Source organism: Massilia luteola (assembly GCF_034420155.1).
Taxonomy (GTDB): Bacteria; Pseudomonadota; Gammaproteobacteria; order Burkholderiales; family Burkholderiaceae_D; genus Telluria; species Telluria luteola.
Map to the genome: position 1 here is coordinate 55,080 of NZ_JAXOFN010000003.1, position 14,582 is coordinate 69,661.

The following is a 14,582-nucleotide window of genomic DNA, read 5'->3' on the forward strand; positions in this document are numbered from 1 at the left end:
CCCGACACACCATGCCCACTCCACGCAAGACCGCCCTCGCGCTGGCCCTGCCCTGCGCCCTCATGGCCGCCGCCCACGCGGCGTCCGACATTCCCGTCCACACCCTCGACAACGGCAGCGTGCGCGCGACCGTCACGGACGCCATCGGCGGCCGCCTGCTGTCGTTCGGGCTGGCCGGCCAACCCAACTTCCTCAAGGTCGACACCAAGGCCGGCGACCCCGGAGAACCCGTCGACGCGACCAGCGACAACGTCGGCTATCTCGGCCACGAGATCTGGGTCGGCCCGCAAAAGGAATGGTGGTCGCATCAGGACGTGAATCCGGCGCGCGCCGGCGCGCCCTGGCCGCCCGATCCCTGGCTGAGCCTGGCCCGCTACAAGATCGAGGACAAGCGCGCCGACGCCATCACGCTCGCGAGCCCGGCCAGTCCCGTGAACGGCCTGCAGCTCGTGAAGCGCTACAGCCTCGTCGCCGGCAAGCCGCACAGCCTGCGCCTCGACGTGGATGCGGCGAATATCCGCACGAGCCAGGTGGCCTGGGACATCTGGTTCAACACGCGCGCCCATGCGGACACGCGGGTCTACGTGCCGGTCGCGCGCCGCGAGGACGTGCGCCAGCAGGCCATCGAGCCCAAGCCGGACATGGTGCCGCTCACGTGGACGCTGACGGACGGGCTGTTCTCGCTGGACGCCTACCCGGCCGGCAAAGGCCAGCCTCACCGCAACGGCAAGATGCTGCTGCAGCCGTCAGGCGGCTGGATGGCGGGCTTCCACGGCGGCCAGGTGCTGGTGATCCAGTTCGCGCACCAGCCGCGCGCGGCCATCCATCCGGACCAGGGCCAGATCGAGTTGTACAACGACTGGCAGCCGGACGCGCCCGACAAGGGTTTGATGGAGATGGAAGTGCATGCGCCGTACGTCCGGCTGGCGCCGGGGCGGCACATGCAGGCGTCGGAGCTGTGGACGCTGCTGCCTTACGACGGGCCGGACACGCGCGCGGCGCAGGTGGCGTTCCTGCGGACGAACGCGAAGGCGTTGGGGTTGGAAGGACTGTGATCGTATGAACGTCGCCCCCGCGGAGGCGGGGGCCCTATTTTGCATGCGCCAACGAGACGCCCGCAGAACTGGGGTCCCTGCCTTCGCAGGGACGACGGTGTTACATCAGAAGCTGTAGCGCATCTTGGCCGTATAACGCGGCCCCGACACGAACCATGCGCGGCCCTTGAACCCGATACCCTGCTGCATCAGCTGGCGGGTCTTGGAATCCGTCAGGTTCTGCGCTTCCACGCCGAACGCCAGCCGCTCCGTGATGTTGTAGAACACCGAGGCGTCGAGCTGGCCGTAGCCGTCCGACCACACCGGCAGCGCCCACGCCACGTTGTGCTGGCCATAGGTCGGGCTGCTCGGGTTGGTGTCGGTGCCGTCCGTGCCCTGCGTGCCGTTGACGTTCACGTTCTGCAGGTTCTTCGAGCGCCAGTTCCAGGCCAGGCGTGCCGACAGCGGCCCCCTGTCGTACATGAGCGCCAGGTTGTACGTCTGGCGCGACAGGCCGATCAGCGGCAGGTCGCCGAACGTCTTGCCGTCGATGTCGCAGCCGTTCAGGTTCAGGTTGTAGTTGTCGGCCGTATTCCCGCCCGAGCAATACACGGCATGCACCGGCGTGTGCAGGTCGATCTTGCTGTCGACAAAGGTGAAGTTCGCCTGGACGCCGAAACCCGACAGCCAGCCCGGCAGCATGTCGAAGTATTGCTGGTACGCGATCTCGGCACCACGCGCATGACCGTCCGCGCCGTTCACGGGACCCGTCACGGTGAACGTGTACGGCTTGCCGGTGTTGTCCGACACGTTATAGCCGTAGGACTGCTTGATGATGACGTCCTTCAGCTGCTTGTTGAACAGCGCAAAGGTCAGCGAGCCGGACGGCGCGAAATACCACTCGGCCGTCAAGTCAAACTGGTGCGAACGGACGGGGCGCAGGTTCGGATTGCCGGTGCCGGTACCCGTGTAGGTGACGAGGCCGCTGGAATTGTCGACGTTCTGCGACAGCGTCGTATAGCCCTGCAGGTCGCTGAAATCGGGGCGCGAGATGCCGGTGGACAGGCCGAAGCGGAATTGCAGCTTGTCCGTCGCCTTCATGCGCAGGTTCAGGCTCGGCAGCACGTTGTTGTAGCTGTTGCTGAAGTCCTGCTTCTGGGAGAAGCCGGTGAAGACCGGAATGGCCGGGCCGGTCGACGTGCTCGGCGTGAACACCGTGTAGCCGTGCGCCGTCATGTCGGTCTTCACGTAGCGCACGCCGATGTTGCCGTCGACGGGATATTTCAGGTCGTCGAAGCCGAAGCGCAGTTGCGAATACAGCGCGCCGGTCTTCTCCTTCTGGTCGTTGATGCCGGCCGGATCGGTACCGAACGTGGCCGGGTTCCACGACGTGCACTTGCCGCTGCCGTCGTTACACAGCATGTTCGGATACGTGTGCAGCTGGGCATACGTGCCCGGATAGCCGGTCGCCAGCGACACGGCCGGGAAGACCAGCGCCGGCACCGAGGTGTTGTTGTTGAAGAAGTTGTTGAACGAGTGGATCTGCACCTGGTTGTTGAAGCGCGGGTCGCCCAGGTACGCGAGGCTCGACAGCGTGCTGGTCGGACCGACCTGCCAGGTCTGGGTGACGGCCGCCCAGTTGTAGCTCGGGTTCGAGTTCTCGTTGCGCGAGTCGCGGTCCGTCAGGCGCACGCCGAAACGGATGTCGCGCAGCACCGGATGGTCGAAGTCATACTTCGCGTCCGTCCGCCAGGCCCACTCGCCGGCCTTGCTGCGGTCCTGGTGTTCCATCGTGAACGCCCAGTAGTAATTGTTCGGATTCGCGAGGTAGGCGCGGTCGGCGTCGGTGAACGACAAGGTCGGCACGTCGCCGCGCAGGTCGATGGTCTCGCTCGGCATCTGCACGCCGGTGGCCACGGTCGAGTCGAAGCTGCTGGTCGTGGCGCGGATGCGCTGCAGGTCCGTGCTCAGGGTCCAGCGGTCGTTCGGGCGCCAGCGCACGTTCCACGCGATGTCCGTCGTGTCCGACTTGCGGTCGGCCGAGCGCGTGTCGCCGCCGAAGTTGATGCCGTTGTCCTGCGGATCGGTCAGCGTGCCGGTCAGCAGCGCGCCCTTCGAGTCGAACGTGGCGTCCGGGCTGACCTTGATGTTGTAGGGGCTGGACTGGGCGAAGATCGCCTGCTCGTCCCAATGCATCTTGTAGCGCGACTTGAAGAAGGTGAGCGAGGAGCTGAGCGTGCTGTCCTTCTTCCACTGCAGGGCACCGTAAGCACCTTCGCGCTTGCGTTCGAATTGCAGCGTGCGCCATTGCGAACCTTTCGGCACCCACACGGTCTTGCCCGCCACGACGTCGGCGCGCGGATAGTAGGGCTCGACCTGGAACGCGTCGGTACGGTCGCCGTGCTCCGAATACGCGAGGTCGACGAGGGCGCCGACTTCGCCGAAGCCGGTCTTCCAGCGGTTCGAGAACATGAAGGAGGCCGACGGCTGGCGCTTGCCTTTCTTGAGTTCCGAGTAGGTATCCTCCACCGTCAAGGCGAACTTGCGGCCCTTGTAGTCGAACGGCATCGCCGTGCGCAGGTTCACGAGGCCGCCGACGGCGCCTTCGATCTGTTCGGCGGACGGGTTCTTGTAGATGTCGACGCCAGCCATCAGTTCCGGCGGCACGTCCTCGAAGTTCAGCGCGCGGCCGCCGTTGGCGGAGAAGGAATCGCGGCCGTTCAGTTCCGAACGGACGTACGACAGGCCGCGCACGTTCACGCCCGAGCCTTCGACCGAATAGTGTTCCGGGTCGCCCTTGGACATCGTGCGGTCGATGGTGACGCCGACCACGCGCTGCAGCACTTCCGTCACCGAGCGGTCCGGCAGCTTGCCGATGTCGTCGGCCACGACCGAATCGACGATCTCGTCCGAATTCTGCTTGATCTTCTGTGCGGACTGCAGCGCGGCGCGCTGGCCCGTCACGACCACGACGTTGGCGCCGCTCGCGTCCTGGCTCACCTGGGTCTGCGCCAGCGCGACACCGCTGGCGAGCAATGCGATCTGGCCTGCTGCGACGGCGATCGCGGTTCTCTTGAATCGAGTCATGTAGTCTCCTGTGCTCTGTTTATGGCGCCCCGCTTCAACGGACGGGACTGGTTACGACTGCGGATGAATACGGCCACCCTGCGGCGGCCGCATATAACGAGTCAATGCGAATTCGGAGCGCCCCGCCGGGATACGGCGCGGCCAGATCGGCGTTGCAAGGACGCCGGGGAAATGTCCCCGGCCGGGAATGATGGGCAACGGCTGGATGGTGTTGGCATTATTGTCTCCACGCTTTATTTATTGCGTCGGCGATGTAGTCGTTATGGTCTTGTAATCGGTTTCATGAGTGTAGTGATTCAGCGCGTTTTTTGTCAAACGCCATAACATCACTGTTGTACGCTAACATCGTATGTATATTTTATTTGCAGAAAAGTATGCTGAAATTTGATAGCTCGACAATTCGTCCGAAAAGCGCAACACGCGTATGTGGTGTCGTGGTTTCGGCCCGAAATGCGGCGGCGGGAAATTGAACGGGACATGAGCGATAAATCCAATCCGCAGAGCGACGCGGACACGCAGGCGTGACGCCCTGCGCTTCACGAAGCGCGGTTGCGGGCAAATCGCAGCGGTTATCAGGCGTTCGTTGCCCGATCCGGAATGCACGATTTCAGGCTATTTTAGATAGCGCTACCATCACAATAATATGGCCTATCGAAATCGCGCCGTTTTGCCTATAAACAACAACTCGCTTCGCGCTCCAATTCTGAACTTTGTTTTGGTAGCGCAATCAATTAAATCGCCAAATGGATTATGAAAAGATTCCCGCGTCTGTTTTGCTTTTCCGGAAATGGGGAATGGTATCTTGTCGCTATCCATGAGAGCACGTAGAGTCCTGTCAATTCACTTCGATACGCAATTCATTTAAAAAGAGCGCAATAATAGACATGACCGATTTTCAAAAGTTCCCGAACCGCATTTGCCGCGCAGGCCGCCCGGAGGCTGCATGAACATGCCGGCCGAACCGCCGAAGAAGACACGCCGCACGAAAGGCGGACTCACGCTCGTGGACGTGGCGCGCGTCGCCGGCGTGGCGCCGATCACGGTGTCGCGCGTGCTGAATTCGCCGGAAAAGGTATCGCCGGACCTCGTGCAGAAAGTGCGCTCGGCGATCGAGCGCACGGGCTATGTGCCCAACCTGCTCGCCGGCAGCCTGGCATCCACGAAGAGCCGCATGATCGCGGCGATCCTGCCGACCATCGCGGGCTCCGTGTTCCTCGACATGATCCAGTCGCTGACGGAGACGCTGGCGGGCGCCGGCTACCAGCTGATCCTGGGCCAGGCGGGCTATGTGAATTCGCGCGAGGACGAGCTGCTCGAGGCGATCATCGGGCGCCGGCCGGACGGCATCGTCCTCGCCGGCATCATGCGGTCCGCGCAGGGCCGGCGCCGCCTGCAGGCCAGCGCGATTCCGCTCGTCGAGACGTGGGACCTGACGCCGACGCCGGCCGACATGCTGGTCGGCTTTTCGCACGAGGACGCGGGCCAGGCGGTGGCGGAATTCCTGTACCAGCGCGGGCGGCGGCGCGTGGCCGTGATCAGCGCCTCGGACGAACGCGCCCAGCGCCGCAACAATGCCTTCGCGCAGGCGGCCATGCGCCTCGACATGCACGGCCGCGACGGCCAGGTGCCGCTCTACACGATTTCCGCGCCCGGCACGGCCGCGAACGGCCGCGTGGCCCTGCGCGCGCTGCTGGCCGCGCACCCCGACATCGACGCCGTCTTCTGCAGCTCGGACATGGTCGCCCTCGGCGTGCTGACGGAAGCGCGCGTGCTGGACATCGACGTGCCGGGCCGCCTGGCCGTCGTCGGCCTCGGCGACCACCCGTTCGCGGCCGACCTGTACCCTGCCCTCACCACCGTCCGCATCGACGGCCGCGCGATGGGCGGCATCGCGGCGAACTTCCTCATCGACCGGATCGCGGGCAATCACATTCCCGAAGTCGTGCGCGACATCGGCTTCACCATCGTGGAGCGCGACAGCGCGTAGGAAAGTTACGCAGCCGACGCAGGCCATTAGGCAGAAGGCGACCTTTACTTTGGCGAGTTAACGTAGTTTAATTACATCCATGGCGCACCAACAACAAGGAAACCATGGATCTGCAATTCCGCCCCGACCCGGCCCTGCTGCCGCACGCCGTTCCCGGCGGCGTGCGCTTCACGCACGACGCCGCGCCCGGCACCCGCACCGTCGCGCTGGCGGGCACGTTCAACAGCTGGGTGGGCGACGCCTGCATGCTGGAACGCGTCTCTCCCACGCGCTGGCAGGCGGTGCTGCCCGTGCCGGCCGGACGCCACCTGTATAAATTCGTCGTCGACGGCACCGGCTGGATCGCCGATCCCGCCAATCCGTGGATCTCGGAAGACGGCCAGAACAATTCCTGCCTGACGGTCGACGACGCGGGCGCGGTGCTGATGCGCCAGGCCGGCCTCGGCGCCGCCGCGCCCGGCCCGCTGCATGCGCGCGCCGCGCTGGCGAGCCCCGACTGGCTGCGCGACGGCGTGATCTACCAGCTGTCGGTGCCCGCGTTCGGCGGCGACTTCGACGGCGTGCGCGCCAGACTGTCCTACCTGGCCGAGCTGGGCGTCGACATCCTGTGGATCATGCCGATCCACCCCGTCGGCAGCGCCGGCCGGCGCGGCACGGCGGGCGACCCGTATGCGGTGCGCGATTTCGACGCCATCGCCCCCGACCTGGGCGACGCGGCGTCGCTGCGCGCGCTTGTGGACGCCGCGCACGCGCGCGGCATGCGCGTGCTGCTCGACTGGACGATCAACCGCAGCAGCATCGACCACCCCTTTACGCGCACGCATCCGCACTGGTACACGCGGCGCGCCGACGGCAGCATCTATTACGCCGTCCCCGACCGCACCGAATTCGCCGGGTTCGACCTTGCCGACCGCGCGCTGCGGCACACGCTGATCGACAGCATGCGCGGCTGGATCGAGCGCTTCGGCTTCGACGGCCTGCGCTTCGACGATGCCGACATCACGCCCTGCGATTTCCTCGACGAGATCCGCACCGCGCTGGCGGCGGTGCGCCCGGATATCGCCCTCGTGTCCCAATCCTATGACGAATTCCACCACCTGGCCGCATGCGACCTCACGTACGAGGGCGGCACGCGCGCGATGCTGCGCCGCTGCGCGCACGGCACGGCCGACGGCGCCGCGTTCGCGCGCTACTGGAACGAATCGACGTACAGCTTCCCGCGCGGCGCCCTGCGCATGCGCTGGCTGGAAGACAAGGAACAGGGACGCGCGTCGGCCTTCCTGGGCCGCGCCGCCCACCGTCCGGCGGCCGCCGTGCTGCTGGCCATGGACGGCGTGCCGCACATCCTGATGGGACAGGAATTCAACGAGCCCACGTGGACCGGCTGGCAGGTGCTGTTCGACGGCTGGCGGCTCGACTGGGATGCGTTCGACGCCGCCGCGTACGCGCATTACCAGACCCTGATCGGCCTGCGCCGCCGCCACGCCGCGCTGCGCCGGGGCACGACGACGTTCCTGGACGGCGTGCCGGCCGGCGCCGTCGGCTTCGTCCGCGGCCACGAGGACGAGCGCATCGTCGTGCTCGCGAACCTGGCGGCGGCGCCGCGCGCGTTCGACGCGGCCCTGGCACAAGTGCGGCCACTCTACGCGTCGGGCTGGGAAGGCGAATCCGCGACGCTGGCACCGCACGGCTGGATGATCGGCACGCCAGATGCCATCGAAAAAAAGGGCGCCACGAAGGCGCCCTGAAGTGATATCGAGAGTAAGTAAGTCGAGGCCGTGCTGGTGGCCACCACGCCACCGCACGAGTAGCCATGTTAACGCGCCGGCGCATGCCGGGCCCATCACTTATTCGTCATTTGTTATCAGTTTTTAATATAGACCGAACCGGCTCCGGCGCCACCCGAACCTCAATGGCGGCCCGGTGTACAATCGTCGGTTCCAGGACACAGGCGTATCCATCCCGCCCGACAGCGGCGTCGTCGACCGACCACAAGCCGGCGCACGACGTCCGCCGCCGCACGCATGCCGCACCGACACACGGGCGCGCAGCGGGTTGCATCCGTCCAGCCCTGCCCGGCCACGCGTCCCCTTTGGTGCCGTGACGGCGTACCGGGCAACCACCTCAACTTCGAAGATTCAGAACAACATGCAGACCCAATCGACAGAGACAGACAACGGCCTCCCCCTCGACATGATCATCTTCGGCGGCATGGGCGACCTCGCGATGCGCAAGCTGCTGCCGGCGCTGTATATGGCTTTCCTGCACGGCAACCTGCCGCCGACGACGCGCATCCTGTCCACCGGCCGCCAGGATTTCAACCGCGAAGCCTACCTTGCCCACATCGAAGCGAATTCGCGCTCGTTCATCGCCGCCAGCAATTTCAACGAGAAGACCTGGGACGGCTTCCTCAAACTGCTCGAGTATGTGCGCCTGGACGTGCAGGCCGCGCCCGATTTTTCCGCGCTGGCCAGCGCCTCGCGCGCCGGCGCGCAGCGCGTGTTCTACCTGTCGACGGCGCCGTCCCTGTTCACGATGATCTGCGACAAGCTGGCCGCGAGCAACCTCGTCGACGCGAATGCCCGCGTCGTGCTGGAAAAGCCGCTGGGCACGGACCTGGCGTCCGCGATCGCCATCAACGAAGACGTCGGCCGCCACTTCGCCGAATCGCAGATCTACCGCATCGACCACTACCTGGGCAAGGAAACCGTGCAGAACCTGATGGTGCTGCGCTTCGGCAACTCGATCCTGGAACCGCTGTGGCGCGCGCCGAACATTTCCAGCGTGCAGATCACCGTGGCCGAGGAAGTGGGCGTCGGCAGCCGCGCCGGCTTCTACGACGGCGCCGGCGCCATGCGCGACATGGTCCAGAACCACCTGCTGCAACTGCTGTGCATCGTCGCGATGGAACCGCCGACCTCGCTGTCGCCGGACGCCGTGCGCGACGAGAAACTGAAGGTGCTGCGCTCGCTGCGCCGCCTGACCCTGGCCGACATCGCGCGCGACACGGTCCGCGGCCAGTACATCCGCGGCGTGTCCGGCAACCAGGAAGTGCCTGCTTACCTGGAAGAAAAGAATGTGCCGCAAGAGAGCAAGACGGAAACCTTCGTCGCCCTGCGCGCCTTCATCGACACGTGGCGCTGGTCCAAGGTGCCGTTCTACCTGCGCACCGGCAAGCGCATGGCGCGCCGCTCGTCGAAGATCGTGGTCGAGTTCGCGAATCCGCCATTCCCGCTGTTCCCGCAGACGGCCGGCGCCGTCGCCAACCGCCTCGTCATCGAACTGCAGCCGGAAGAAGCGATCAAGCTGCAGATCATGGCCAAGCAACCCGGCAGCGGCATGGAGATGCAGCAGGTCGCGCTGAACCTCGACCTGCAGTCCGCCTTCCAGCAGCGCCGCGCCGAGGCCTACGAGCGCCTGTTGATCGACGTCGTGCGCGGCCGCCTCACCCACTTCATGCGCCGCGACGAACTGGAAGCGGCGTGGGAATGGGCCGACCCGATCATCGAAGGTTGGCAGACGCTGGACGAGAAGCCGCATCCGTACGCGGCCGGCTCGTGGGGTCCGGCCGAGTCGTTCGCGCTGCTCGCGCGCGACGGCCACAGCTGGGTCGAGTAAGCCCGGCCCGGGTGGCGGACGGTGCGCCGCCACCTGTCTTAATCATGCACAATAGCCTGCAGGCATCGTCGACGCTCCCTGTTTAACGCGGCGCAAACCCGGGCCAGATTCCAGTCGCGCGCGATTGGAGCCGGGTGCCGGGTGGCGTAGAGTGCGGTGTCTTCCACTCTCACCTCGGACGAATCGCCATGCAGGCAAGCCACTGGAACACCACGCTGGGCACGCTCGGTGCGCAGGCCCTCAAGAACATGGACCGCAGCCGCCGGGCGCGCGGCGACATGCTGGACCGCGCGGGCTACGGTCCGCAGCAGACGCCGTCGACGGTCCTGCACACGGAACCCGGCCTGAACGTGCGCCGCTACGGCGCGCCGGCCGACATCGCCGCGAACGGCGGCCCCGCCGTGCTGATCGTGCCCGCGCCCATCAAGCGCCCCTACATCTGGGACCTCGCGCCCGACGTCAGCGTCGTGCGGCGCTGGCTGGAGCGCGGCTGGCGGGTCTACCTGGCCGAATGGGTCGCGCTGCCGGACACCCACGACCACTTCGGCCTGGACGACTACGGCGACGACCTGCTGGCCGCCTGCCGCCGCGCCATCGCGGCCGATGGCGGGCCGGACCAGGTCGTCCTCGCCGGCCATTCGCTGGGCGGCATCCTGGCCGCCATCCACAGCGGCCTGCATCCGGACGCCGTGAGCGCGACGATCCTGCTGGAGTCGCCGCTGCACTTCACACCGGCGTCGAGCTGCTTCGCGCGCCTGATCGACGCGACGCCGCACGCCCGCCCCATCGCCGACACGTTCCGCCAGGTACCCGGCGTCTTCCTCAACATGATGAGCGCGATGGCCGAGCCGCAGGCATTCCAGTGGGAGCGCTGGACCGACCGCTGGCTGTCGATGACGGACCCGAAAGCCATGGTCACGCACATGCGCGTGGAGCGCTGGACGCACGACGAATTCCCGCTGCCGGGCCGGCTGTTCACGGAAATCGTCGAATCGCTGTACCGCCGCGACGCGTTCATGCAGGGCAAGCTAACGGTCGGCAACCGCACGATCGGGCCGCACGATGTGCGCTCGCCGCTGCTGAGCGTGGTCGATCCGCGCAGCAAGCTGATTCCGCCGGCGGCCCTGATCCCGTTCCATGACGCCGCCTCGAGCGCCCGCAAGAAGGTGCTGCACTACGAGGGGGACATTGGCGTCAACCTGCAGCACGTGGGCGTGCTCGTGGGGCGCAGCGCGCACGAGAAAATCTGGCCGCGGATTTTCGACTGGCTGGACGGTCGCGACGCATCGTGAATCGTGGGCACGGGGTGCCCGGCCGACGGCATGCGTCGTAGGGTGGGCGGCCTCCGCCCACCATGCGTAACGTGAACGTATTTAGACGCGCTCGATGGCCACGGCAATCCCCTGCCCCACGCCGATGCACATGGTGCACAACGCAAACCGGCCGCCGGTCCGCTGCAACTGGTAAGTGGCCGCCGTGACGAGCCGCGCACCGCTCATGCCGAGCGGATGCCCGAGCGCGATCGCACCGCCGTTCGGGTTCACGCGCGGATCGTCGTCCGCGATGCCCAGCAGCCGCAGCACGGCCAATCCCTGCGCGGCGAACGCTTCGTTCAACTCGATCACGTCGAACTGGTCCAGCGTCATGCCGGTCTGGCGCAACAGCTTCCGCACGGCGGGCGCCGGGCCGATGCCCATCACGCGCGGCGCCACGCCGGCCGTCGCCATGCCCACGATGCGGGCGCGCGGCGTCAGGCCGTATTGCGCGGCGGCTTCCGCATTCGCCAGCAGCAACGCGCACGCGCCGTCGTTCACGCCGGACGCGTTACCCGCCGTGACCGTGCCGCCGGGCCGCACGACCGGTTTCAGCTTCGCCAGCGTTTCCAGGCTCGTGGCGCGCGGATGCTCGTCCCGCGCGAAACGGACCGGATCACCCTTCTTTTGCGGGACCAGCACCGGCACGATCTCGGCATCGTACGTGCCGTCCTGCTGGGCGCGCGCCGCCCTCGCCTGGCTCGCGAGCGCGAACGCATCCTGGTCGGCGCGCGAGATCCCGTAGTCGTCGGCCACGTTCTCCGCCGTCTCCGGCATCGCATCCGTGCCGTACAACGCGTGCATCAGCGGATTCGGGAAGCGCCAGCCGATCGTCGTGTCGAAGATGGCGGCGCTGCGCGCGAATGCGGATTCCGCCTTGCCCATCACGAACGGCGCGCGCGTCATCGATTCCACGCCGCCCGCGATCATCAGGCGCGCCTCGCCGCTCTTGATGGCGCGCGCGGCGATGCCGACGGCGTCCAGGCCGGACCCGCACAGGCGATTGACGGTGGACCCCGGCACCTCGTGCGGCAAGCCGGCCAGCAGCAGCGCCATGCGCGCCACGTTGCGGTTGTCCTCGCCGGCCTGGTTGGCGCAGCCGTAGATCACGTCGTCGATGGCGGACCAGTCGACGTCCGGATTGCGGCGCACCAGTTCGCGGATGGGGATGGCGCCCAGGTCGTCCGCGCGCACGTCCTTCAGCGCGCCGCCGTAGCGGCCGATGGGGGTGCGGATGGCGTCGACGATGAATGCGTCGGTCATGGTCTTTCTCCTTTTATTCGGTGGGCGCGAGCAGCGGCGCGGCCGTCACGGCCTGCAGGTCGGCCAGGGTGAGTCCCGGCGCCATCTCGCGCACGCGCAGGCCGGCGGGGGTGACGTCCAGCACGGCGAGGTCGGTGTAGATGCGGCTCACGCACTTGACACCCGTCAGCGGATACGTGCAGCGCTCGACGACCTTGCTCTCGCCCGTCTTGGTCTGGTGTTCCATCATCACGAACACGTGCTTGGCGCCGATCGCGAGATCCATCGCGCCGCCGACGGCGGGAATCGCATCCGGCGCACCCGTGTGCCAGTTTGCGAGATCGCCCGTGTGCGACACCTGGAACGCGCCCAGCACGCAGATGTCCAGGTGGCCCCCGCGCATCATCGCGAACGAATCCGCGTGGTGGAAATAGGCGCCGCCCATCAGCAGGGTGACGGGCTGCTTGCCGGCGTTGATCAGGTCCTCGTCTTCCTCGCCGGGCGCCGGCGCGGGGCCCATGCCCAGCAGGCCGTTCTCGCTGTGCAGGAACACTTCGCGCTCGCGCGGCAGGTAGTTGGCGACCTTCGTGGGCAGGCCGATGCCCAGGTTGACGTAGGCGCCTTCGGGAATGTCCTGGGCGACGCGCGCGGCCATCTGGTCGCGGGTAAAACGGCTGGTGATGCTCATGCTGCCTCCTTGACGACGCGCTGGACGAAGATGCCGGGGGTGACGATCGCTTCCGGATCGAGGTCGCCGAGCGGCACGATCTCCGCGACCTGCGCGATGGTGATCTTCGCGGCCATCGCCATGATCGGGCCGAAGTTGCGCGCCGTCTTGCGGTACACGAGATTGCCCCAGCGGTCGCCGCGCAGCGCCTTGATCAGCGCGAAGTCGGCATGGATCGGCGTTTCGAACACGTAGTTCTTGCCGTCGATGACGCGCGTCTCCTTGTTCTCGGCCAGCAGGGTGCCGTAGCCGGTGGGCGTGAAGAAGCCGCCGATGCCGGCGCCGGCCGCGCGGATGCGTTCCGCGAGATTGCCCTGTGGCGTCAGTTCCAGCTCGATCTCGCCGGCGCGGTACAGCGCGTCGAAATGCCACGAATCGGACTGGCGCGGGAACGAGCACACGATCTTGCGCACGCGCTTTTCCTTGATGAGGGCGGCCAGGCCCGTGTCGCCGTTGCCGGCGTTGTTGTTCACGATGGTCAGTTCACGCGCGCCGCGGGCGATCAGCGCGTCGATGAGCGCGGACGGCATGCCGGCGTTGCCGAAGCCGCCGATCATGACGGTGGCGCCGTCGTGGATGTCGGCCACGGCCGCCTCCAGCGATGCACAAGTTTTATCGATCATGGAATGTCACCTTGGGTTGTGATGTGCGATAATCGCACAATGATTCGTTTACCGCACAAAAAGTGTACGCCTGCCCGCCGCCTGCGGTCAAGCGCTTCCTGAAGGCCGATCCCGATCGATTACAATTTCACCATGTCATCCACTCCCGCCACCCCAGCCGCACCGCGCACCATCGCGGAAGACATCGACGCCCTCGCCGATCCCGACTTCATGACCTCGCTCGCACGCGGCCTGGCCGTGCTGCGCGCGTTCGCCGACACGCGCAAGCCGCAGACCATCGCCCAGATCAGCCAGCAGACGGGCATCCCGCGCGCGGCCGTGCGGCGCTGCCTGCACACGCTCAGGCAGCTCGGCTACGTCGACGCGGAGCTGAACAACTTCAGCCTGCGGCCGAAGGTGCTGACGCTGGGGTATTCGTACCTGTCGTCGACGCCGCTGACGGCCGCCGCGCAGCCGTGCCTGAACGGCGTCAGCAAGGCGCTCGGCGAATCGAGCTCGCTGGCGGTGCTGGAGGAAGACCAGGTGCTGTACGTGGCGCGCGCGGCGGCGTCGCGCGTGATGTCGGTGTCGCTGGCCGCCGGAAGCCGCCTGCCCGCGTATTGCAGCTCGCTGGGCCGCGTGCTGCTGGCGCAGCTGCCGCAGGCCGAGCTGGACGCCTATCTGGCGCGTACGACCCTCACGCCGATGACGGCGCGCACGGTGACGGACCCCGCGCGCCTGCGCGACGTGCTGGCGCAGGTACGCCGCGACGGTTACGCCGTCAACGACGAGGAGCTGGAGCTGGGCCTGCGCTCGATCGCCGTGCCGGTGCGCGGCGCGTCGGGCCGCGTGCTGGCCGCGCTGAACGTGGGCGCACACGCGTCGCGCGCGACGCCCGAGCGCATGGTGGAAGAATTCCTGCCGGTGCTGCGCCAGGGCGCGCAGGAACTGGCGATGCTGCTGCCCTGACGG

10 protein-coding genes are annotated in these 14,582 nt (G+C 66.9%); 6 read left to right on the forward strand and 4 right to left on the reverse strand.

What is annotated here, in order from left to right; genetic code table 11:
- Nucleotides 1–11 precede the first annotated feature (11 nt).
- Nucleotides 12–1,055 carry a DUF4380 domain-containing protein gene (locus U9J41_RS05715; RefSeq protein ID WP_322400780.1) on the forward strand — a complete coding sequence of 348 codons (1,044 nt, stop codon included), beginning with the start codon at nt 12–14 and terminating at the stop codon, nt 1,053–1,055.
- A 105-nt stretch (nt 1,056–1,160) separates the two neighbouring features.
- On the opposite strand, the gene U9J41_RS05720 is transcribed toward U9J41_RS05715, so the two are convergent.
- On the reverse strand, nt 1,161–4,121 hold the full coding sequence (locus tag U9J41_RS05720; protein ID WP_322400781.1) for a TonB-dependent receptor: 2,961 nt from the start codon (nt 4,119–4,121) through the stop codon (nt 1,161–1,163).
- 943 nt (nt 4,122–5,064) lie between these two features.
- Between U9J41_RS05720 and U9J41_RS05725 the strand changes: the two genes are divergently transcribed.
- The 4 genes from U9J41_RS05725 to U9J41_RS05740 all read left to right on the forward strand — a co-directional run bounded on the left by U9J41_RS05725 (nt 5,065) and on the right by U9J41_RS05740 (nt 11,018).
- A complete protein-coding gene (locus U9J41_RS05725; protein WP_322400782.1) occupies nt 5,065–6,108 on the forward strand; it encodes a LacI family DNA-binding transcriptional regulator in 1,044 nt (347 codons plus the stop codon).
- A 104-nt stretch (nt 6,109–6,212) separates the two neighbouring features.
- A complete protein-coding gene (locus tag U9J41_RS05730; RefSeq protein WP_322400783.1) occupies nt 6,213–7,856 on the forward strand; it encodes an alpha-amylase family glycosyl hydrolase in 1,644 nt (547 codons plus the stop codon).
- Between the two features lie 400 nt (nt 7,857–8,256).
- Complete coding sequence (zwf, locus tag U9J41_RS05735; RefSeq protein WP_322400784.1) at nt 8,257–9,726, forward strand: glucose-6-phosphate dehydrogenase; 1,470 nt, start codon at nt 8,257–8,259, stop codon at nt 9,724–9,726.
- Nucleotides 9,727–9,914: 188 nt separating this feature from the next.
- Nucleotides 9,915–11,018 (forward strand): alpha/beta fold hydrolase, encoded by a 1,104-nt coding sequence (locus tag U9J41_RS05740; protein WP_322400785.1) that lies wholly within the window; start codon nt 9,915–9,917, stop codon nt 11,016–11,018.
- 81 nt (nt 11,019–11,099) lie between these two features.
- Here the strand turns inward: U9J41_RS05740 and pcaF are convergent, their stop codons facing one another.
- From pcaF to U9J41_RS05755, 3 genes are read right to left on the reverse strand one after another with little or no spacing between them, the layout of a single operon-like run.
- Entirely contained in the window at nt 11,100–12,302 is a 1,203-nt protein-coding gene (pcaF, locus tag U9J41_RS05745; protein WP_322400786.1) for a 3-oxoadipyl-CoA thiolase, read from the reverse strand.
- A 13-nt stretch (nt 12,303–12,315) separates the two neighbouring features.
- A complete protein-coding gene (locus U9J41_RS05750; protein WP_322400788.1) occupies nt 12,316–12,969 on the reverse strand; it encodes a CoA transferase subunit B in 654 nt (217 codons plus the stop codon).
- Nucleotides 12,966–13,631, reverse strand: a complete 666-nt coding sequence (locus U9J41_RS05755) for a 3-oxoacid CoA-transferase subunit A (protein ID WP_322400789.1) — start codon at nt 13,629–13,631, stop codon at nt 12,966–12,968. The genes U9J41_RS05750 and U9J41_RS05755 overlap by 4 nt, the downstream gene beginning before the upstream one ends.
- A gap of 132 nt (nt 13,632–13,763) precedes the next feature.
- On the opposite strand from U9J41_RS05755, the gene U9J41_RS05760 reads away from it, so the two are divergent.
- Nucleotides 13,764–14,579 (forward strand): IclR family transcriptional regulator domain-containing protein, encoded by an 816-nt coding sequence (locus tag U9J41_RS05760; RefSeq protein WP_322400791.1) that lies wholly within the window; start codon nt 13,764–13,766, stop codon nt 14,577–14,579.
- Nucleotides 14,580–14,582 lie beyond the last annotated feature (3 nt).